We start from the raw sequence: 21,416 nt of genomic DNA on the forward strand, positions 1-21,416 counted from the left end.
GGCAGTAACCACTCCCAGGAGAACCGTCATGCGTATATTATTGATTTCAACTGCCTTTTCTGGGCTGACTCAACGTTTTTACACCGAGTTGGACGACGCCGGTTACGACGTCTCGGTGGAATTGCACCTCGGCAACGACGCGCAACTGATCGAAGGCGCGGAATTGTTCAAACCGGATCTGATTCTGTGTCCATACCTGACCCGGCGCCTGCCGGAAACGCTGTACAGCAAGTATCTCTGCTTGATCGTGCATCCCGGTATCAAGGGCGATCGCGGCCCGTCGTCGCTGGACTGGGCGATTCAGGAACGTCTAGCGGAATGGGGGGTAACGCTGCTGGCCGCCGACCGGGAAATGGATGCCGGCGCGATTTGGGCGGCGAAACGTTTCCCGCTACGCCGGGCCAGCAAGAGCAGTATATTCAATCGGGAGGTAGCGCAGTGCGCGGTCGACTGCCTGTGGGAAGCCATGACCTATCTGGATTCGCCGCATTTTCGGCCGGAACCGCTGGACTACAATCGGGCCGACGTCAAAGGCCGGCTGCGGTCGGCCATGAAACAAGCCGATCGCCGCATTGACTGGAGCCGGCACACTACCGCCGAAATCCTGGCCAGAATCCACGCCGCCGACGGCAGTCCCGGCGTGCTGGACGAGCTGTGCGGCCGGCCGTTTTTTTTATACAACGCCGCGGCCGGCGAGCGCTTCGGCGGCAAACCCGGCGAGATCGTCGCCGTTGCCGACGGCCCGATTTGCCGCGCCACGCTCGACGGCTCGATCTGGATCGGCCATCTGAAACCCAAAACCGACGATGCCAGTGCGATCAAGCTGCCGGCGGCAACCGCATTGGCCGATTTGCTGCCGAAACCGCAATCCGGTCTGTCGGGCTGGTTCGGCAAATCCGTCAAGCGCATCGAACTCGATTACACCCAGCCAGACCGGCACTATCCCTGGCAGGAAGTTTGGTACGAAATCGCCGGCCAGGCCGCGTACTTACATTTTCAGTTTCACAACGGCGGCATGTCCACCGAGCAATGCCGCTTGCTGTTGCGGGTTTATCAACACGTGGCGACGCTGGATGTGAAAGCGATCGTCCTGAGCGGCGGCGAAGATTTCTGGTCCAACGGCATCCATTTAAACCGGATCGAGGCCGCGGCCAATCCGGCCGACGAATCCTGGGACAACATCAACGCCATCGACGATCTGATCCTGCAAATCATCACCACCATGGACAAGCTCACCGTTGCCGCAGTGGCCGGCAACGCCGGCGCTGGTGGCGCGATATTGGCGCTGGCGCCGGACAAGGTGTTTGCCCGCGACGGCGTGGTTTTCAACCCGCACTACAAAAACATGGGCGAGTTGTACGGCTCCGAATATTGGACCTATTTATTGCCGAAGCGGGTGGGGCACGCCACCGCGGCCGAATTGACCGAACAGCGCCTGCCGCTCAGCGCGCGCCGGGCCTGGCACCTGGGCATGGTCGACAAGGTGCTCGATCGGCAGCATGCGATCTTCGTCGCGCAAATCCGCCATTCAGTCAACACCTTGATCGCCGACCCGGCCAATCTGCAAAAAATGTTGGCCGAAAAGGCTGCGATCCGTTGCCGAAACGAGGCCATCAAACCGTTGGCGGCGTACCGGAAATTCGAGCTGGCGCAGATGCACGCCAACTTTTACGGCAGCGATGCCTACCATCAGGCCCGTAAAGCGTTCGTATTCAAAAAATGCGACGACAAAACCGCGGACTACCTCGCCAAACATCGCCAACCGGCCGGCGTGGCCAAGGCGGTGCCCGGCAGCATGGCGCATTGCGTGTGGCAGGATTGTTATGCGATGGGCGACCCTCAAGTGGACAATCAACACAAAGATTTCTTCAAAATTGCCGACAAACTTTTGGCGGCCCGCAACAAGGACGAACGCCTGGACCTGATGTTCGAGCTGTACCAGCACGTCAAGGAGCATTTCGCCGAGGAAGAAGCGTTGATGAAAAAATCGGGTTTCCAGCATTACCCTAACCACGCCAAGGAACACAATCTGATGCTGGAGAAGCTGATGGAAATGGACAAAAAAATTCAGCACGACCAACTGGCTCAAACCGACCTGCCGGAATTCATCGAGCGCTGGACCAAGCACATTGTCAACTCCGACATGGCCTTCAGCCAGCACTGGAAGGAGATGAACGTGTTCAGTGTGTAGCCGTTTGCTTGGCAAGGGTGGCCTTTCACCCCAAATGCCCGCAGATCGCGTCCATTACCCAGTTGGTTCTGGCCGCAGTTTCGCCGGTGGACGGCGCGCGGCCCAAGCCGCGCAATTCGGCGACAATCGCTTCGATCAGGTGCAACTGGATGTTTTCCGGGTTCGACGGCAGAAATTGCCGGGTTCCGGCAACGTTTTCCAGCACGATCGGAGTAAAGGCGAAAGTGGAAAAGCGCAGCGCACCGGCGCTGCCCAGAATTTCGACGCTGTCGTCTCGGCAGGATTCTGCGGCGGCGAAACACCAAAAGCCGGAGCCGGTTGCGCCGTTGGCAAAGCGAAACGCTGCCGCAACGGTGTCTTCCGCTGCATAAAGGCCGCCGCGATTGGCGCAATGGCCGGTGACGTCGACGATCGGACCCAAAATGAAATCCAGCGCGTCCAGCGTATGGCAGGCCAGATCGTAAAAATAGCCGCCGCCAGCGATATCCGGAATGACGCGCCAGGGCAATTGCTTCGGATTGCGGTCGGCCGGGCGCTGCGCTTGCACCAGGCGGATGTTGGCGGCCAATACCGTACCGATCGCGGCGGCGTCGATCAGCGCCTTGATCTGCAAAAAATACGGCAACGCGCGGCGGTAATAGGCCACGAACAACGGCAATCCGGCGTCGCGGGCGGCTTGGTTCATGGCCAGACAATCGGCATAACGGCGGGCCATCGGCTTTTCCACGTAGACCGGCTTGCCGGCGCGCAAGGCTTGCAGCGCATATTCGGCATGGCTGGATGGCGGTGTCGCGATGTAGACGGCGTTGACTTCCGGATCGGCCATCAGCTTTGCCGCGTCGGTATACCAGCGCGGCACGCCGTGGCGCGCCGCATAATCCGCCGCTTTCTCGGCGCTGCGGCCCGTCACCGCGACCAGCCGGGAATGGGCGACCTTGTTGAAGGCCGGCGCACTTTTTCGTTCGGCGACCGCGCCGCAGCCGATCATGCCCCAGCGGACTTCGTCGAGTAGGATTGCCATCGGCTTGAAATCGCGGACAGATGGTTCAGGCCGGGTATGTGGCGTAGCGCGGCAAATCGTCGCCGGCGCAAGACCAGTCGGCTCTTGAATCCCAGAAAATCCGGGCTTGCGGCTGGATCGGAGCGTCGTCGTCCAAGGTGCCGGCCGGAATCAATACCGCAGCCAATTCCGGCACGAAACGGGCGACGGCGCAGCCGCATTCGCTGCAAAACTGGCGGGCAAAGCGTTGAGCTTCGGGTACTTTATAACGCTTCAACAAAGTTTCGCCTTGGCTAAAGTTTAGTGTCGCGTTGCTGAGGAATAGATTGCTGGCATGGCCGGTGCCGGAGGCTTTGCGGCAGCGTTGGCAATGGCAGTGGTAAAAGCGTTGCGGTTCGCCGCGGACTTGAAACTTTACGGCGCCGCACAAGCAACTGCCGTTTAACGTGGTTTCGGACATGGGGCCTCCTGTATTGTCGATCGCCGGAAAGCCGGTTTCGGCGGGCGGTGAATCCGCGGCAGCATGCACCGGCACCCGTAACGACGTCAAGCGACGGCGCGAACGGTCGGCTAAGTCTGCCGAAAAAATCGCCGGAAGTATTGAGGGAATCGTCCGCTGGCCCGTCTTCATTGCAGCTTCAAGGTTTGAGGCATCTTTCGTATCGATTAAGGAGATAGCAATGGCCAGCCGAAACAGCCGCAGCTTGCGCGGCGTATTCCGTCCTTCCCCGTTTATGTCGCGGACGCTGCCGTTGGCGGCGTTGGCGTTAGCCAGCGTCCCGCCGGCGTTTGCCGCCGAGCGGGCCCAGGCGTTCGATATCCCGCCGCAGGCGCTGGCATCGGCGTTGAACGCGTTTGCCGACGCCAGCGGCATGGCGCTGAGTTATCCGGCGGAACTGGCGGCTGGCCTGCAATCGCCCGGCGTGAACGGCCAGTTCACCGCGCGGCAGGCGCTGCAAAGGCTATTGGCCGGTTCCGGGCTGGTGCCGCGCACGACGGCAAACGGCACCATCACGCTGGAAAGGGCGCCGGCTACGTCGGCCGAGGTTTCGACCTTGTCGGCCGTAACAGTGTCCGGTTCCCGCAGTTACGGCGCGAGCGATCCGTACAGCAAGGACTACGCGGTCGATAAATCCTTCGCCGCGACCAAAACCAATGCCCCGATTTTCGAAACGCCGACTTCGATTCAGGTGGTATCGCGGGCGGTGATGGACGACCAGAAAACCACCCGGATCAAGGATGCACTGGAGAACGTCAGCGGCGTGCGCGCCAATCCTTCCCTCGGCGGCGGAACCGGATTCATCATTCGCGGCTTCCGTAACGGCAACGTCTATCGCAACGGCCTGATGGCCAGTGAAGCCTTTTTCGGCGATTTCGACGCCGGCAATCTGGAAAACGTGGAAGTCATCAAAGGCCCGGCTCAACTCTACGGCCGTACCGAGCCGGGCGGCATGATCAATCTGACCACCAAACGCGGCCTGGATAGCGCCTATTACTCGCTGGAACAGCAGTTCGGCAACTACGACCATTATCGGACGCAATGGGACGCTGGCGGTCCGCTGACGGCGGACAAATCTCTGGTCTACCGTTTCTCCGGCGCTTACCAGAGCAACGGTTCGTTTCGGGATTTCGTCTCGGTGGACCGAATGGTGTTCAATCCCAGCATTACTTGGCGTCCCAGCGATGCCACCGATCTGACCCTCGACATCGAAGGCACCGATAAAACTGCGCCGGCCGACTTCGGTATTCCGGTAATCGGCAAGCGACCGGCGGCGATACCGATCAGCCGCAACCTGGGCGATCCGAACACGCCGATGGGCGAGCAATCCGGCGTCAAAATCGGTACCGAAATCAACCACCGCTTTAACCAGGATTGGGCGATCCACAATCGTTTCCTGGCCAGTCTGGCCGAGGGCGGCACTACTTTCGTCAATCCGGGGCCGGCCTTCAATGCGGCGGCGGCCCTGAACCAGACTACCGGACTGATGCAGCGCAATATTTTTCGGCAAATGACTGAACAGGAGCATTACGCGGCCAACCTGGATATCACCGGCAAATTTCAAACCGGCGAGTTGAAGCATGACCTGTTGCTAGGATTCGATTTTTACCGCACCTTCAACAAGTACGGCGGCGACGGCCGTTGGAAGAGCGCGAATCCGGCGTTGGCGATCAATATCTACGATCCGTACCCGAGTTACGGTATTCCGCAAGCGACGTTCGACAACGCCTTTGCCACGGTCGGCGACACCTTCGGCACGGCTGCCAATGGCGGCATCGGTAACCGCGCCTCGATTTACAACGGCTGGTACGGCGTGTATTTTCAGGACCAGATCACGTTGTGGGATAAGCTGCACGTCATGGGCGGCGGCCGTTACGACTGGACCGAGACCGGGCGCGGCAACGGTTTCGATTTCGCCACCGCCGAAAGCCGGGTCGACGCCTTCAAACGGGAGGACCAGGGTTTCAGCCCCAAAGTCGGCATTGCCTACGAATTGTTCGACGAGTTGAACCTGTACGGCAACTGGACCACTTCGTTCGGCGCCAATAATGCGCCGAGCGCCGACGGCAGAACCTTCGATCCGCAGATCGGCGAACAATTCGAGGCCGGCATCAAGACCCGCTTGTTCGACCAGCGCTTGTTGGCGACCTTGGCCTATTACCACCTGGAAAAAGACAATATTTTGGTCAACGATTTGAGCACGCCGGACCCGTTCGACAAGATCGCCAACCTGCAGCGCAGCCAGGGTATCGAGCTGGACGTGACCGGTTACCTGAGCAACAACTTCAGCTTGATCGGCAGTTATGCATTCACCGACGCCAGAATTCTCAAGGACTACGGCGGCGCTACCCGCGGTAACCGCATGAACAACGTGCCGGAACATTCCGGCAGTTTGTGGTTACGCTACGATGCGAACGGCTATGCCGCCAGGGACGGGTTCAGTGCCGGCCTCGGCGGCATAGCCGCCGGACAGCGCGAGGGCGACAATGCCAACAGTTTCCAGATGCCGGGCTACGTGCGGATGGATGCGTTTTTGGCGTATAAACACAAAATCGGCGGTTCCAGGATTACCGCCCAATTCAACATTCGCAATTTGCTGGATAAGGAATATTACGAATCCACCGATCCCGATTCCAACGTCGCGCCAGCGCTCGGCGTTTATCCGGGCGCGCCGCTGACCGCGGTCGGTTCGATTCGGGTGGAGTATTGATCCGGCTGCGCTGCAGAGGCACAAGGTATGAACATATTTTCCCGGACCGGAACGGCCACCGTTGCACTTTTGGTTTTATTGGCCGGCGTCAGCTCCGCGGCCTTCGCCGACCGGCCGCTGCCGTGGCGGGAATTGGCCGCGCCGGCCGCCGACAATAGCCAACAACACCACCTGGAAAAAACCGCGGCGGGCGAGCTGATCCTGAGTTGGGTGGAAACCGATGGCCGGACCAGCACCGCCAAATTTGCGGTGTTGGAAAAATCCGGCTGGAGCCTGCCGTTAGCGGTAATCCGCGAGGAAGGCAAACTGGCCGATCCGCCGGTGGTGTTGGGTTTGAGCGACGGCAGCTTGGCGGCCGCCTGGATGCCGTACCCGAAGCAGTCGGCGGACCGCTACGCAGCGGATATTTATCTGGCGCGCTCGATCGACGGCGGCCTGAGCTGGAGTCCGCCGCTGAAACCCTACGGCGAGGCGGCGCGAATCTATGATGCGCAAATGTCGCTGGCGGCGCTGCCGGGCGGGCGTTTGGCGTTGGTCTGGACCGATATGCGCTTTGCCAGCCACGACCCGGCCGCCGATCCCAAAGCCAACCGCTACCAACTGATGTCGACCGTGATCGATAGGGATTGGCGGGCGAACCCCGAGCAAATTCTGGACAACGACGTTTGTTCCTGCTGCCGCAGCTACACTGCGGCGCTGGGCGAACGCTTGCTGACGGTCTATCGGGATCATGCCGCCGGCGAAATCCGCGACATCGGCGTCGTGCGCTGGCAACCGGTTAGCGCAACGCCGCAAATCGGTGGTGTTCATGCCGACGGCTGGGTGATAGGCGGTTGCCCGAGTAACGGGCCGTCGGTCGATCTGGCGCCGGCCAATGCGGTGGTGGCCTGGTTCAGCGCCGCCGACGGCAAAGGCCGGGTCAAGGCGGCGTTCTCGCACGACGGGGGCGAAACGTTCCGGGCGCCAATCGAACTGGATGCCGACGCCAGCGGTTACGCCAACGCCGTGTTGCTGGAAGACGGTTCGGCGCTGGTCAGTTGGCGCGGCCGGCAGGGGCCGGACGACGAATTGCGCGTCGCCAAGCTCGGCGAGGACGGTAAAATCAGCCGGCGCACCACGCTCTACCGCGGCGGCTTTCCGAAATGGCCCAGCAAGTATCTGGCGACGCAAGTGATCGGCAACCAAGCCTACGTGGCCTGGACCGATCCGGTCTTGAAGCGAGTGCGGCTGGCCGTGGTGGAATTGAACTGACCCGCCCGCAATTTTCGCAGGATGGAGGGTGGCGCGGAGCGATAACCCTGTCGCGCGACCGATCATTGCGCTAAGCCGGTATTAAGCTGAATAGCCAACAATTTTCCGCAACTGAAACAGTCCGCAAAGGAGGATATATGTTCAGGTTGCTAACGATTGCTTTGTTGTGTTTGGCTTTTTCCGGCGTTGCCGCCGCACACGGGGATTGGGGACATCGGCGCCACCATGGGCACCATCACCACCGTCATCATCACCATTACGGGCCTTACCGTCCGGCATATTTTCCGCCGGGATGGGGTTACCATCGCTTGCCGCCACGCTACCGTGAAATGCCGCCGCCCAGAGATTACCGGCAAGATTGGTACGCGCCTCACCCCGATTATGATTATCGGCGCGGCGGGTGGTAGTCATGAGCAGGAACATACGCTCGTGGTTAGTGATGGCCGGTTTGGTTTGGCTTTCCGGATGCGTGGCTTACGTCCCCTACGGCCATGGACAGGCCGGCTATTATGCGCCTCGCCGCGGTTACGGCTACGACGCCGGCCCGCGCCACGGCGGCTGGCATCATCGCCATCACCGCCACCACTGGCATCACTGAGAATCGGCAATTGTTGTCGCTGAACACGGTGTCGGATTATTTGACGGCGTAAGCAGCGTGCGCCGGACTCCAATGCCAGCTTCGCCGCAGCGGTGTTGGCAATTGTCGAGTCAGGCGACCGTTAAGGGAAGGCTGTGGGCCCATTGGCCGTGTCGCGGTTTTTGACACTTGTATTTGTCTCCGGACTTTAGCTACGGTGGCGGTATTGATTTTTAAACGGTTTTATAGCTGGGTTCGCTTTATGCTGGTATTTTGAAGACACAATCAATTTACCGGGGGCGATTATGAACACCTTCAACCACAATCCCAAAGTCGCGGATTTTGCCCAGGTTGCCGTCATTCAAGCCAAAGCCATCGATGGGCATAAGGTTTACGCTTATCTGGCTTCTTTTGCCGACGTAGCGGTCGGCTTGACCATTTTGATCTCGATCTGCTGTTCCAGCCTGTTGCTGCTCTGTACCAGCTTGGGCGTGATTTGAACGCGAAACCTCAGCTCAACCGGGCTCAAGTCTAGGGCGGTCAGGCGCGGTGGCGGTGGACTTTATCCGACGCCACCGGCAAGCTTTACAGAACTAACCCGTAGTGCGGCAAGACTGTTTGAACAGGTTTGTTTGACTTGCGTCGTTGCGCCGCTAAGCTAGGCCCTTTGGGCTAGTCGGTTGCGCTTTTTATGAGTCAACGTATTGCTTCTTTGGATAATTTGCGGGGATTGGTCATGGTGTTGATGACGCTCGACCATACCCGCGATTTTTTCAGCATCTCTCACTTCGATCCCACCGATTTGCAGAAAACATCTGCGGCGTTGTTTATCACTCGCTGGATTACACATTTTTGCGCGGCGGTGTTCGTGTTTCTGGCCGGCACCAGTGCTTGTTTGTGGGCGGCTAAGCGCGGCGCGCAAGCGCCGGTTAGCGGTTTTCTCGCCAAGCGCGGATTGTTGCTACTGGCTTTGGTCTGCACGGTAGAAGCCTGGGCCTGGAATTTTCGTGCCGATTTGCGCCATATCGATGGCGGCGTGTTGTGGGCGCTGGGCTGGTCGATGATCGTTTTGGCTGGACTGGTGAAATTGCCGTTGGGCTGGGTCGTCGCGATCGGTGGACTGACGGTTGCCGGGCATAATCTGCTCGATCCGCTTAAATCGGCCGACCTGGGTTGGTTCGCGCCGTGGTGGTCGGTGCTGCATACCGGGGACGACATCGATCTGGGCGGCGGTTGGTTGTTGAATCCGTACTATCCGCTGGTTCCCTGGATCGGCGTGATGGCCTTGGGCTACGGTTTCGGCCATCTATTGCAGGCAGAGCAATGGCGGAAACCGCGGCGACTGGCGTTGTTGGGCGGCGGCTTGTCGGTTGCGTTCGTCTTGTTGCGCTACAGCAATTTATATGGCGATCCACAGCCATGGCAAATCTACCCGGATCCGGTATTCACGCTGCTGTCGTTTCTAAATTGCCACAAGTATCCGCCCTCCCTGTCGTATCTATTGATGACGCTGGGGCCGGCGCCGGTGTTCCTGGCGTTTGCGGCCCGGTCGATACCGCTGCTACAGGTTTTCGGCAGAACTCCGCTGTTTTACTATTTGATCCATCTCTACGCGATCCACGGGCTGGCGGTGCTGGTGGCGCTAATTAGTGGTGGGCCGGTGACGGTGGTGATGGGCGGCGGGATTTGGCAGAAGGACTGGCCGGCCGATTACGGCTTCGCTTTGCCCGCCGTATATGGCTTTTGGTTACTGATATTAATGATGCTGTATCCGGTTTGCCGTTGGTTCGAGGCGTTTAAAGCCGCGCGACCGCAATGGCGTTGGTTGCAGTACTTGTAGCTGGCCGTTGTCGGATACGGCAGAACCGTTTCCGCTCAGAACCGTATCCCCGATATACTGCTGCTATTTTTCCTGTTTAATTCCCTATGCAAGCCTACTTAGACCTTCTGGCCGACATCATGGCCAACGGCGTCGATAAAAACGATCGTACCGGCACCGGCACTCGTTCGGTTTTCGGCCGGCAAATCCGTTACAACCTAGCCGACGGTTTTCCGTTGTTGACCACCAAAAAACTGCACTTCAAATCGATAGCCTACGAGTTGCTGTGGTTTCTGCGCGGTGACACCAATATTAAATATCTGAACGACCACGGCGTTACGATCTGGGACGAATGGGCGACGGCGGACGGCGAGCTGGGCCCGGTCTACGGCGCGCAATGGCGCAATTGGTTGGGGCCGGATGGAACGCGTTACGATCAGATCGAGATTCTGGTCGAAGGTTTGAAGCGCAAACCCGACTCGCGCCGGCACGTGGTCAGCGCCTGGAACGTAGGGTTTCTGCCGGACGAAACGATCGGGCCCCGCGAAAATGCGGCGGTGGGCAGGATGGCGTTGCCGCCGTGCCATGTGCTTTACCAGTTTTACGTGGCCAACGGTAAATTGTCCTGCATGATGACTCAGCGCAGCGCCGATTGCTTTTTGGGCGTGCCGTATAACCAGGCCAGCGTTGCACTATTGACGCACATGTTGGCCCAGCAATGCGGCTTCGAAGTCGGCGAATTAATCATGTCGTTCGGCGATGTGCACGTCTACCGCAACCATTTTTCGCAAGTCGAGTTGCAATTGAGCCGCCAACCTTTGCCGCCGCCGCGTTTGCAGTTCGGGCGCCGGCCGGAGTCGATTTTCGATTACCGATTTGCCGATTTTCAATTGTTGGATTACCAGGCGCATCCGCATATTGCCGGGGCCGTGTCGGTATGATGGATTGCGGGTAGAGGCGCAGTCGATTGCGTCTCTACCCGGCGGCCTCAATAATTGGCCGTTGGAGTCGGACTACAGAAATTTGGCGGATTATTTGTTGCCGGCCTTGATGTGTTCGACGGCTTCCTCGGCGGCTTTGGTGGCAACGTCGGCATGGCCCATTTTGCCGTGTTCTATTGCGCTTTCCAAAGACTTGACGCCGGCTTCCATGTGGGTTTTGGCGTCGCCTTTGGCAACTTCGGCACCTTTTTTGGCATGGGGCAGAGCGGCTTCGGCGTGTTCTACCAATACCGAGGCATGGCCGGCTTTGCCGTGGGTGACGGCCTGGTTGGCGTGTTCCAGAGCGGTGGTGGCGTGCTCTTCGGCGAAGACGCCGGTGGCGGCAAACAATAAGGCGCTGACGGTAATTGCTGTTAATGTTTTCATAAATCCCCCGATTTTTGTTGTGTGTGGAGTTGCCCCCTCTGGTGGTGGCTAGTTAAAGACTTGAGTAGCGAGGAATGGTTCCATTAAATTTAGCCGCAGCAAGGCAAGCGCTGCCAGCTGGTCGCCGCGTAGATCGGCCGGATCCGGCTTGCCCAATCTCGAACGGCCTGGAACACTTCACCCCGACTTTTGCCAAATTTAGATGAATAGCGAAAAACGCCTGACCATATTTCAACGCCTGGCCGAGGCCACGCCGAATCCGACCACCGAATTGAATTACAGTACGCCGTTCGAATTGCTGGTGGCGGTGGTGCTGTCGGCGCAAGCTACCGATAAGGGCGTCAATAAAGCGACCGCCAAATTGTTTCCGGTCGCCAATACGCCGCAGGCAATTTTGGCTTTGGGCGAGGACGGTCTGAAAGACCATATCAAAACCATCGGCTTATTTAACAGCAAGGCGGCAAATGTCATAAAACTTTGCCAAACTCTGCTGGAAAAGCACCAAGGCGAGGTGCCGCGCGATCGAGCGGCGTTGGAAGCGCTGGCCGGCGTCGGCCGTAAAACGGCGAACGTGATTTTGAATACCGCGTTCGGCCAGCCGACCATAGCGGTCGATACCCATATTTTCCGGGTCGCGAATCGAACCGGCCTGGCTCCCGGAAAAAACGTGCTGGAGGTAGAGAAAAAACTGGAGAAGACGGTGCCCAAACTTTACAAAAAAGATGCGCACCATTTGTTGATTCTGCACGGACGCTACATTTGTATTGCAAGAAAGCCGCGCTGCGGGGCTTGTTGTATCGCCGATCTTTGCGAATTTAAGGACAAGAATCCAGCTTGAGTATGCAATAATCAGGATCGAAGCAGCAGGACGTTTGCCATTCGTAATGCGGTCGGAATCAGGCCGGATAACATAATTACAAGAACGCACGAGAGGAATCTACATGAAAAAATTCAATAAATCTCCGTTGGCCGCTGCAATGGGCGGTGCCCTTTTGTCCGGTATTGCTGTGAACGCGCAGGCCGAGTCCAATCCGTTTGCGTTGTCGGAGCTGTCCGGCGGTTACATGCAGGTCGCCACCTCCCACGCCGAACATTCCAACGGCAAGATTAGCCAAGGTGCCTGCGGTTCCAATGCGATGGACAGCAACGGCAAAAAAGTGGCTGCCGGCGCCAAGAAAGCCGAAGCCAAGCAGACCGAAGGGTCCTGCGGCGAAGGCATGTGCGGCGGCATGATGAGCGGCGGCAAAATGAAGCCGGGCATGGAAAACATGTGCGGTGCGATGATGAAGGGCAAGGAAGGCGCCTGCGGCATGGGCATGATGGGCGGCATGGACCATGGTAACGCCGACAAGCCGAAACAAGCCGAAGAAGGTAGCTGCGGCGCGATGATGAACCCGGATAAAAAAGCCGGCGAACATAGCTGCGGCGCCATGATGAAAGGCGGCGAAGGCAGTTGCGGCAGCAAAGTGGATGCCGACAAAGCGGCCGGCCATTAATTCTCCGACCAGACGGTATTGAATCGACGTTATGGATTTTCAGGATATACAGCAGCTGGTTATCGATTACGGTTATCTGGCCTTATTCATCGGTACCTATCTGGAAGGCGAAACCATTCTAGTGATTGCCGGCTTTTTGGCGCATAGCGGTTATTTGGCGCTGGAGTGGGTGATGTTGACAGCGTTCCTCGGTACCTTTGCCGGCGACCAGACCTTTTTTTATCTGGGACGCTGGAAAGGTATCTCCTTTTTGGAGAAAAGGCCGCTCTGGCACAGTAAAACCGACAAAGTGTTCGATCTACTGCACAAGCACCAGATACCGGTGATTCTCGGTTTCCGCTTCCTGTACGGCGTGCGTAACGTAACGCCGTTCGTAATCGGCGCCAGCAAGATACATCCGCTGAAATTTTTTGCCCTGAATTTCTTGGGTGCTGCGATCTGGGCCATAGCCGTCGGTTATCTGGGCTATACCTTCGGCCAGTTTGCCGAATCCATCATGGGACAGGTCAAAAAATACGAAATGTATATCCTGGGCGTGCTTGTGGCAGTCGGTGTGGCCTTGTTCTGGCGTTCGACGCATAAACCGGAAGAGTAAACGATGCAAAGCGTCCGCAATCTGGTTCACGGTGCCGGTCTGGGTTTGCGCCGTTCGTTTCTTAGCGAGATTGTCGATCAGCCTCCGGTGCAAGTCGGGTTTTACGAGGTGGCGCCGGAGAATTGGATGCCGATCGGCGGCAAATTCGGTAAGCAGTTTCGGGCCATGACCGAGCGTTTCGACTTTGTCTGTCATGGCTTATCGCTGTCCATCGGCAGTAGCGATCCGCTCGACGAGCATTTCGTGCGCGATCTGAAACGGTTCATGGCCGAACACGGCATCAAGTTTTACAGCGAACACCTGAGTTATTGCAGCCAGGACGGACATCTTTACGATTTGATGCCGATGCCGTTTACCGAGGATGCGGTCAAACATGTCGCAGCGCGCATTCGCCGGGTACAGGACATTCTCGAACAGCGTATCGCCATCGAAAATATTTCTTACTATGCCGCGCCAGGTCGTGAGATGGCAGAGATCGATTTCTTCAATGCCGTCGTCGCCGAGGCCGATTGCGATGTGCTGCTCGATATCAATAACATCTACGTCAACAGCGTCAACCACGGTTACGACGCCGCAGCCTTTCTGCGGGCCATGTCCGGCGACCGTATCGCTTACGCCCACATCGCCGGCCATTATGTAGAAGCCGAAGACTTTTTGGTCGATACTCATGGCGCGACGGTCATTGATCCGGTTTGGACGCTGCTGGAGACGGCTTACCACCTGTTCGGGGTTTTCCCAACCTTGCTGGAACGGGATTTCAACATTCCGCCTCTGGCCGAATTGTTACGGGAAGTGGACACGATTAGCGCCATTCAACAGCATGCCGTTGCCGCCGAAAAACGGGTGGCTTGATGGCGGCGCCCTTTCAGCTCACGCAGCAGCAGTTTGCCGGCCATATCCGCGACCCGGAGCGCAATCCGCCGCCGGCCGATGTCGAGCCCAGGCGGATGGCGATGTACCGGGAATTGTTTTTCAACAATATCGATAGTTTCATCTCTAGCAATTTCCCGGTGATCAGGGCGATTCTGGACGATGCCCAATGGCTGGAATTGACGCAGGATTTTTTTTCCCGCCACCGTTGCCGAACGCCGTTTTTTTCCGAGATTGCCGAAGAGTTCTTGGAGTATTTGCAAAACGAGCGCAGCAATCCGGATGATTATCCCTTCCTGCTGGAGTTGGCGCATTACGAGTGGGTGGAAATGGCGCTGTCGATTGCCAAGGACTCTCCGAATCGAGGCGACCAAGCGTTTTTGGCCAACCTTTCCAGCCAAAGGATTGCGCTGTCGGCGTTGGCCTGGCCGTTGTTGTATCGATATCCGGTACACCGCATCGGCCCCGATTTCCTGCCGTTGCAGTCGCCCGAGCAGGCCACTTGTCTGGTTGTTTATCGCGACGAGACGGACCAAGTCCACTTTTTGCAGGTTAGCGGTCTGACGCTGAGCGTGTTGCAAATCCTGCAAGACCGGGGACCAATGCCCGCCGCGCAATGTTTACAAAGCGTGGCAGCCGAGTTCCCGCAGATCGAACCGCAACTGATTCAAAGCAACGGTCTGTCTATGCTGCGGGAACTGGCCGAAAAAGGGATTGTTATTCCGGCTGGCGACGCTTGAAGCAATGTAGCCAGACTAGGCCGTCTTCGTTCCATTCCATGCCGCTGTGCATGCGTAAGATTAAATCCTTGTATACCTCCAAATTGGGATAGCCCTCGGCGCGGGCGTCGGCGTCGGTCATATCGCCGATACGCTGCCGCTCCACGGCGGTAACCTCGAACTCAACTCCTTCCAAAACGAACGTTTCTCCAGGATAGGCGTACAGGCCGTCGCGGCGTTGTTGGGTCTTTTCGCCGGCCAGCGCCGCCGCTACCAGCTTAGGGTGGCGGATCAGTCGGTCGATCTCGCAAGTCTTTTCCGGATAGTCGTTCATAGTCTTATTCGATTGCGCAAAAACGCGACACTTTAAGAGCGTTGCTTGAGCATTACAAGCCTCACCCGTAACTGGCCCGCAAATATCACGGTTCGATTGCGGTGCGTCGGACACTTCCTATATTTCTGCATTAGTAATGCGTGATTACCCGACTATACTGCTTGACAGATGTTTGCTAGCCAGTCTTTGAACGGCTTCGAGCATTGAGAATAAAGGTAAAAGGAGGCTAAGCTCAGTGCCCATATTCCAAGTTTTACTGTTGCTGTTGGCCGGTTCGTTGTGCAGTGCGTGGTTTGCGAGCTCGTACACCAAGCGCCGCCTAATCAAACATCAGGCGAATCAGCCCACGCCTCCAGCGTCACTACCGCTTTCCGATTTGGAAAAATACCTTGCCGGAATCGGCAAACTGGCCAATGACGTTGCTCCGGTTTGGTCCAGGCACATCGAATCGTCGCGCCGGGAAATGGAACAAGCCATCGGCGAACTAACTGGGCGCTTCGCCTTGATTACCAGTGGTCTCGATGGCATGCTCGGTGCATCGAACAACCCGGCGTTGGGCCGTGGCGAAGACGTCTTTTCCAGGAGTAACGCCAATTTGCAAGAGGTTGTCGGTTCGCTGGATTATGCCTTACAGGAAAACGTGCAGGTGCTGACCAAAATCCGCTCCTTGGCCGGGTTTATAGACGAACTGAAAACCATGGCCAGAGAAGTGGCGCGGATCGCCGAACAAACCAACTTGATTGCGTTGAATGCGGCGATAGAAGCCGCTAGGGCGGGCGAGGCTGGCCGAGGTTTTGCCGTGGTGGCCGACGAAGTGCGCAAGTTGTCGAATTTATCCGGCGAGACCGGCAAGCTAATCGGAGCCAAGGTCGACCAAATCAGTGCCGCGATACAAACCACATTGGCGGCCGTGGAGAAAAGTGCCGAAAACGAAACCGCTGCCGTTGCCGCATCGCAAGGCAATATCCAAACGGTGATGAGCGCATTACACGGCGTGTTTGAAACACTGCGGCGGCATTCTGACGACTTGGACAATCAAGCCCGCCAGATCAAACGCGAGATCGACGAATCGCTGGTGCAATTTCAATTTCAGGACCGGATCGGTCAAGTTTTATCCCACGTTCGAGACAGCATCAGCAACCTGCCTCGCCATATCATGCGTAGCCACGGCGAGGGCGTTTTCGAACTCAAACCGTTGGCAACCGACGATATCCTTCGTGAATTGAGCAGCACGTATACGATGGCTTCCGAACACAGTGCGCATGGCGGTGCCATGCCTCACGAACAACCTGCTACCGATATTACTTTTTTCTAGGATCAAACAATGGCAAAAACAATTCTAGTGGTCGACGACTCCGCCTCTGTTCGTCAAGTGGTCAGCATTGCGCTGAAAGGCGCCGGTTACGACGTTATAGAAGGCGTGGACGGCAAAGACGCCTTGAGCAAACTCACCGGGCAGAAAGTGCATCTGGTAATTTCCGACGTCAATATGCCGAATATGGACGGTATTACTTTCGTCAAGGAGCTCAAACAACTACCGGCTTACAAATTTACTCCGGTCATCATGCTGACCACCGAGTCGCAAGAGAGCAAGAAACAGGAAGGTCAAGCAGCCGGGGCCAAAGCCTGGGTGGTCAAGCCGTTCCAGCCGGCGCAGATGTTGGCTGCCGTCGCTAAGCTGATTTTGCCTTAAATACGTTCGCCGGTTATTGCTGTTGAGTGCTTAAGGCAAATCAAAATTAAGGGCAAGGTTTCGACGATGCAAACTCTAACGATAGAAGATGAATTGACCATCTTTACCGCGGCGGAGCAAAAAAACAATTTATTGAGTTTTCTGAACTCGGGCGACGATTTGGAAATCAATCTTTCCCAGGTTACCGAAATGGATACCGCCGGTCTGCAGTTGTTGGTTCTGGCCAAGCGGGAGGCGGCACGCACCGGAAAAACCCTGCGTTTCGTCATGCATAGCAAGGCGGTGCTGGACATCCTGGAACTTGCCAATCTGACCACGGCATTTGGTGACCAAGTGGTCATTTCGCATAGCGAGGGTTAGCCGATGAGTATCGATGCCGAAATGAAAGCCGCTCTGATCACTTTCACGATCGAGAGCCTGGAGCTGTTGCAAGACATGGAAGACAGCCTGTTAAGCCTGGAAGACGGCGCTGACCCGACCGAACGGATCAATTCGATCTTCCGTGCCGCGCATACCATCAAGGGCTCGTCCGGTTTGTTCGGTTTGGACCACATCGTTAAATTCACCCATGTGGTCGAAAGTGTCTTGGATGCGGTTCGCGAGGGAAAAATCGACGTTAGTTCCGATCTGGTGGCAGTACTGTTGCCATGCTGCGACCACATTGCGCTATTGATCCGTGCGGTGGTGGACGGCGATGTCGAGGAAAATCCGGATATGACGACGGCCGGCGATGCGCTGCTCGCCGAACTGCGGCCGTTTCTGGAAGGCAATCCTTCTAGCCCGGTGGCAACTGTGGCGCCAACGCCGGATCGGGTCGAAGCCAGCGGCGGCGGCGAGGTCGAAACCGGCAACTGGCACATTTCGCTCAGGTTTGGCGAGGATTCGTTGCGCAACGGCATGGACCCTTTGTCTTTCATCCGCTATCTGACCACGCTGGGCGTCATCGTCAATCTGACGACGATCACCAACCGGATTCCAGCCGTCGCGGAAATGGACCCGGAGACCAATTATCTGGGCTTCGAAATCGACGTCAAGAGCGATGCCGGTAAGGAAGCTCTGGAAAACGTATTCGAATTCGTCCGCGCCGACAGCATCATTCACATTTTGCCGTTGGAAAGCGCGATAGCCGATTACATCGAATTGATCCGTTCCTTGCCGGAAGATGACGCTTATCTAGGCGAATTGCTGGTGAAAAGTGGGGTACTGACCAAGCGCGAGCTGGAAGACGGCCTGAGCAAGCAAAAATCCGACTCTGAAGCTAGCCAGCCGGCGCAGCCCATCGGCGAGATTCTGGTTGAGCAGCAGGTGGTGCAACAACCGCTAGTCACGGCGGCGCTGGAGAAGCAAAAGCAGATCAAAGACAACAAAGCCCGCGAAAGCCAAAGCATCCGGGTCGATGCCGAGCGCTTGGATAAGTTGATCGACTTGATCGGCGAACTGGTGATTTCCAGTGCCGGCGTCAATCTGCGCGCCTTGCAAACCACGCAAACCGCATTGCTGGAAGCCACCGGCGAAATGATGCGGCTGGTTGAAGAGGTGCGCGACAGCGCATTGCAGTTACGCATGGTACCGATCGGCACCACCTTCAGCCGTTTCCAGCGCGTGGTGCGCGACGTCAGTAAGGAATTGGGCAAGGACATCAATCTGGTCATCACCGGCGGCGACACCGAAGTTGACAAATCAGTCGTCGAAAAAATCGGCGATCCGCTGATGCACTTGGTGCGCAACGCGATGGACCACGGTATCGAACCGGCCGAAGTCCGCCTGCAAAACGGCAAGCCCAGCCAGGGCACGCTGCGGCTGAATGCCTACCACGAATCCGGCACGATCGCGATCGAAGTCAGCGACGACGGCGGCGGCTTGAACCGCGAACGCATTCTGGCCAAGGCCGTCGAAAAAGGCATGGTGGCAGCGGATGCCAAATTAACCGACCAGGAAGTCTACGCCTTGATCTTCGAGCCCGGCTTTTCCACGGCGGCGCACATTTCCAACCTGTCCGGCCGCGGCGTCGGCATGGATGTGGTAAAGCGCAACGTCACCGATTTGCGCGGCAGTATCGAAGTCGATAGCACGTTGGGCGTCGGAACCACGATGCGGATCCGCTTGCCTTTAACGTTAGCGATTATCGACGGTTTTTTAGTCGGTGTCGGCAAATCCTCCTTCGTGATACCGCTGGACCGGGTGGTCGAATGTGTGGAACTGACCAACGACAACGGCAACAACGATTACATGGACTTACGCGGCGAAGTGTTGCCGTTTATCCGTCTGCGCAACCTGTTCTGCATCAACGACCAGCCCCCGCGGCGGGCGAATGTGGTGGTGGTGGACGTGGCCGGTGCCAAAACCGGACTGGTCGTCGATCGTTTGCTCGGCGAGTCTCAGACCGTGATCAAACCGCTGGGCAAGCTGTTTGCCCATGCCCAAGGCCTGGGGGGATCGACCATACTCGGCAGCGGCGAGGTCGCCTTAATTCTCGACGTGCCGGTGCTGGTCAGTTCGTTCGAACACAAAATGCAACGCCATGCCTTGTCGATATCGGCATGACTAATTAGTGATCATTCTCTTTGCGAATCAGGAATTGAGCCATGAGAAATAATCAACCCGTTACCGATGTCGAACTGCATTTCTCAGTAGACGAAATATTGAGCTCGACGACCGATTTAGAAGGGCACATTACCAGCGTCAGCCCGGCCTTCGTCAAGTTGAGCGGATTTAGCGAAGCGGAACTGATCGGGCAACCCCATAACATCGTCCGTCATCCGGACATGCCGGCAGAGGCTTACGAGTGGATGTGGCGCACCATATCGGCGGGCAACACTTGGCGCGGGCTGGTAAAAAACCGTTCGAAACAGGGTGATTTCTATTGGGTGGATGCCAACGTTTCTCCCGTCTATACCGACGGCAACATCGTTGGGTACCGCTCTTTGCGGTTCAAACCCAATCGCCAGGAAGTCCAAGCCGCCGCAGCGCTGCATGCCGATATCAAGGCCGGCCGCATAAAAAATCCATTTCAACCGAAAACATTCAATACTATGCTGAGTAATATAAAACTGTGGCAAAAATTTGTCGTGCTGATTGTGCTGGCCGTCATCATGTTTGCCGTGCCGACCTATCTATTAGTCGGGCGCAGTATCGCGGAAAAAGAATTGGCCTTGAAAGAAAAACAGGGCGTCGAGTACACCGCCGCAAGCATCGACCTGATGAAACTGGTAGTCGAGCATCGCGGCTTGAATGCGATGGTGATTGCCGGTAACAAGGATAAAATCGAGGGTCGGGAGGCGAAACGTGACGAAATCGAGCACCAGCTTGCTGCGGTCGCCCAAGTGGACAGTCGTTTTGCCGGACTAGGGTTAACGTCGGCCTGGAAAGCCGTGCAGATTCGCTGGCAAGCCGTGGCGGCCGCAGTCGGTCAAATGGATGCCCGAGCTAACATGGCCCAGCACGGCGAATTCATAGAACAATTGCATGCGTTCAACCGCAAGGTAGCCGATGCCAGCGGCCTGTCACTAGATCCGGAAAATGACACCTATTACGCGCAAGTTCTGGCGATTACCTTATTTCCCGACCTGTCCGAGCAGTTGGGTATGTTCCGGGGCATCGGCGCGCCTATTCTGCAACGCAAAATCATTACACCCGCAGAAAGTGCCTATCTCGGCCAGTTGGTCGCCAATACCGAAGAAACCCTGGCGATGATCGACGAAGATGTTGCCAAAATCAGCGCGATGGACGCCGCTACGCGTTCGGCATTGCTAAAAGCGATTGCCGATGCCAAACAAGTGCTGGCCTTGACCCAAACCGATATTTTGCAAGCCGCCAAGCTCGAGTTGGCTGGCACGGACTATTTCCGTACGGTAACCGACGCCATTCAACAGAATTTTTCGTTATCCACTGGATTCAGCCAACTGCTAAACAGTGCGCTGGATGCCCGCGTGGTGCGGATTGAAGACACCATCAACACAACGCTGGCGGTCGTGTTCCTATTTCTGGCGGGATTTCTGGCATTCAGCTGGTATCTGGTTACGGGCGTGTTGCGCCCGGTCGATTCGATGATCAATGCGATGACTTTGCTCGGACGCGGCGAAATGCCGCCGCGCGACGATAAAAACTACGGTCCGGAATTCAATCAGCTCAACGAAGGCATCAAGGCTGCGGTATTTTCGGTGCAAGCGCTGATAGCCGATGCCGGCATGTTGGTACAAGCCGCAGTTGAAGGTAAGTTGTCGACCCGAGCTGATGCTAATAAGCACCAAGGCGACTTCCGTGCAATCGTCCAAGGCGTCAACAACACCCTGGAT

The 21,416-nt window shown here is 57.1% G+C and carries 22 protein-coding genes; 17 read left to right on the plus strand and 5 right to left on the minus strand.

Annotated elements, in window-relative coordinates; genetic code table 11:
- The first annotated feature begins 28 nt into the window (after window positions 1-28).
- A complete protein-coding gene (locus NP603_RS17580; protein ID WP_256612209.1) occupies window positions 29-2,191 on the plus strand; it encodes a hemerythrin domain-containing protein in 2,163 nt (720 codons plus the stop codon).
- Window positions 2,192-2,216: 25 nt separating this feature from the next.
- Here the strand turns inward: NP603_RS17580 and NP603_RS17585 are convergent, their stop codons facing one another.
- Window positions 2,217-3,212: a Gfo/Idh/MocA family protein gene (locus NP603_RS17585; protein WP_256612210.1), complete on the minus strand. Its 996-nt coding sequence runs from the start codon at window positions 3,210-3,212 to the stop codon at window positions 2,217-2,219.
- A gap of 25 nt (window positions 3,213-3,237) precedes the next feature.
- On the minus strand, window positions 3,238-3,651 hold the full coding sequence (locus tag NP603_RS17590) for a GFA family protein (protein ID WP_256612212.1): 414 nt from the start codon (window positions 3,649-3,651) through the stop codon (window positions 3,238-3,240).
- Window positions 3,652-3,871: 220 nt separating this feature from the next.
- Between NP603_RS17590 and NP603_RS17595 the strand changes: the two genes are divergently transcribed.
- Window positions 3,872-6,400, plus strand: coding sequence for a TonB-dependent siderophore receptor (locus NP603_RS17595; protein ID WP_256612213.1), 2,529 nt, complete (start codon window positions 3,872-3,874; stop codon window positions 6,398-6,400).
- A gap of 27 nt (window positions 6,401-6,427) precedes the next feature.
- Complete coding sequence (locus tag NP603_RS17600; protein WP_256612214.1) at window positions 6,428-7,651, plus strand: exo-alpha-sialidase; 1,224 nt, start codon at window positions 6,428-6,430, stop codon at window positions 7,649-7,651.
- 141 nt (window positions 7,652-7,792) lie between these two features.
- Here NP603_RS17600 and NP603_RS17605 read toward each other — a convergent pair whose 3' ends face one another.
- The gene (locus NP603_RS17605; RefSeq protein ID WP_256612215.1) at window positions 7,793-8,062 is read right to left on the minus strand and encodes a hypothetical protein; all 270 of its coding nucleotides are present in this window, start codon (window positions 8,060-8,062) and stop codon (window positions 7,793-7,795) included.
- Between NP603_RS17605 and NP603_RS17610 the strand changes: the two genes are divergently transcribed.
- From NP603_RS17610 to NP603_RS17625, 4 genes are all read left to right on the plus strand, one after another.
- Entirely contained in the window at window positions 8,061-8,249 is a 189-nt protein-coding gene (locus tag NP603_RS17610; RefSeq protein ID WP_256612216.1) for a hypothetical protein, read from the plus strand. The two genes, NP603_RS17605 and NP603_RS17610, sit on opposite strands and share 2 nt — an antisense overlap.
- A gap of 284 nt (window positions 8,250-8,533) precedes the next feature.
- Complete coding sequence (locus NP603_RS17615) at window positions 8,534-8,728, plus strand: hypothetical protein (protein WP_256612217.1); 195 nt, start codon at window positions 8,534-8,536, stop codon at window positions 8,726-8,728.
- A gap of 191 nt (window positions 8,729-8,919) precedes the next feature.
- Entirely contained in the window at window positions 8,920-10,068 is a 1,149-nt protein-coding gene (locus NP603_RS17620; RefSeq protein ID WP_256612218.1) for an acetyltransferase domain-containing protein, read from the plus strand.
- Window positions 10,069-10,154: 86 nt separating this feature from the next.
- Complete coding sequence (locus NP603_RS17625) at window positions 10,155-10,988, plus strand: thymidylate synthase (protein WP_256612219.1); 834 nt, start codon at window positions 10,155-10,157, stop codon at window positions 10,986-10,988.
- Between the two features lie 90 nt (window positions 10,989-11,078).
- Here the strand turns inward: NP603_RS17625 and smbP are convergent, their stop codons facing one another.
- Window positions 11,079-11,414 (minus strand): small metal-binding protein SmbP, encoded by a 336-nt coding sequence (smbP, locus tag NP603_RS17630; protein WP_256612220.1) that lies wholly within the window; start codon window positions 11,412-11,414, stop codon window positions 11,079-11,081.
- 202 nt (window positions 11,415-11,616) lie between these two features.
- Between smbP and nth the strand changes: the two genes are divergently transcribed.
- The 5 genes from nth (at window position 11,617) to NP603_RS17655 (ending at window position 15,115) form a co-directional block, all read left to right on the plus strand.
- Complete coding sequence (nth, locus tag NP603_RS17635) at window positions 11,617-12,252, plus strand: endonuclease III (protein WP_256612221.1); 636 nt, start codon at window positions 11,617-11,619, stop codon at window positions 12,250-12,252.
- Between the two features lie 103 nt (window positions 12,253-12,355).
- Window positions 12,356-12,910: a hypothetical protein gene (locus NP603_RS17640; protein WP_256612222.1), complete on the plus strand. Its 555-nt coding sequence runs from the start codon at window positions 12,356-12,358 to the stop codon at window positions 12,908-12,910.
- A gap of 31 nt (window positions 12,911-12,941) precedes the next feature.
- Window positions 12,942-13,505 carry a DedA family protein gene (locus tag NP603_RS17645; RefSeq protein ID WP_256612223.1) on the plus strand — a complete coding sequence of 188 codons (564 nt, stop codon included), beginning with the start codon at window positions 12,942-12,944 and terminating at the stop codon, window positions 13,503-13,505.
- Between the two features lie 3 nt (window positions 13,506-13,508).
- Window positions 13,509-14,357 carry an HvfB family MNIO-type RiPP peptide maturase gene (locus NP603_RS17650; RefSeq protein ID WP_256612224.1) on the plus strand — a complete coding sequence of 283 codons (849 nt, stop codon included), beginning with the start codon at window positions 13,509-13,511 and terminating at the stop codon, window positions 14,355-14,357.
- On the plus strand, window positions 14,357-15,115 hold the full coding sequence (locus NP603_RS17655; protein WP_256612225.1) for an HvfC family RiPP maturation protein: 759 nt from the start codon (window positions 14,357-14,359) through the stop codon (window positions 15,113-15,115). Before NP603_RS17650 ends, NP603_RS17655 begins: the two co-directional genes overlap by 1 nt.
- Here the strand turns inward: NP603_RS17655 and NP603_RS17660 are convergent.
- The gene (locus tag NP603_RS17660; RefSeq protein ID WP_256612226.1) at window positions 15,093-15,428 is read right to left on the minus strand and encodes an ASCH domain-containing protein; all 336 of its coding nucleotides are present in this window, start codon (window positions 15,426-15,428) and stop codon (window positions 15,093-15,095) included. The two genes, NP603_RS17655 and NP603_RS17660, sit on opposite strands and share 23 nt — an antisense overlap.
- A gap of 235 nt (window positions 15,429-15,663) precedes the next feature.
- Here NP603_RS17660 and NP603_RS17665 point away from each other — a divergent pair, with 235 nt between their 5' ends.
- The 5 genes from NP603_RS17665 to NP603_RS17685 form a co-directional block, all read left to right on the plus strand.
- Complete coding sequence (locus NP603_RS17665; protein ID WP_256612227.1) at window positions 15,664-16,743, plus strand: methyl-accepting chemotaxis protein; 1,080 nt, start codon at window positions 15,664-15,666, stop codon at window positions 16,741-16,743.
- A 9-nt stretch (window positions 16,744-16,752) separates the two neighbouring features.
- Entirely contained in the window at window positions 16,753-17,121 is a 369-nt protein-coding gene (locus NP603_RS17670) for a response regulator (RefSeq protein WP_256612228.1), read from the plus strand.
- 66 nt (window positions 17,122-17,187) lie between these two features.
- Window positions 17,188-17,481: an STAS domain-containing protein gene (locus tag NP603_RS17675; RefSeq protein WP_256612229.1), complete on the plus strand. Its 294-nt coding sequence runs from the start codon at window positions 17,188-17,190 to the stop codon at window positions 17,479-17,481.
- A 3-nt stretch (window positions 17,482-17,484) separates the two neighbouring features.
- Entirely contained in the window at window positions 17,485-19,665 is a 2,181-nt protein-coding gene (locus tag NP603_RS17680) for a chemotaxis protein CheA (protein WP_256612230.1), read from the plus strand.
- Window positions 19,666-19,706: 41 nt separating this feature from the next.
- Window positions 19,707-21,416: PAS domain S-box protein (locus NP603_RS17685; RefSeq protein WP_256612231.1), on the plus strand; the 1,710-nt coding region annotated here is incomplete at its 3' end.

The organism is Methylomonas aurea (genome assembly GCF_024505045.1).
Classification (GTDB): Bacteria; Pseudomonadota; Gammaproteobacteria; order Methylococcales; family Methylomonadaceae; genus Methylomonas; species Methylomonas aurea.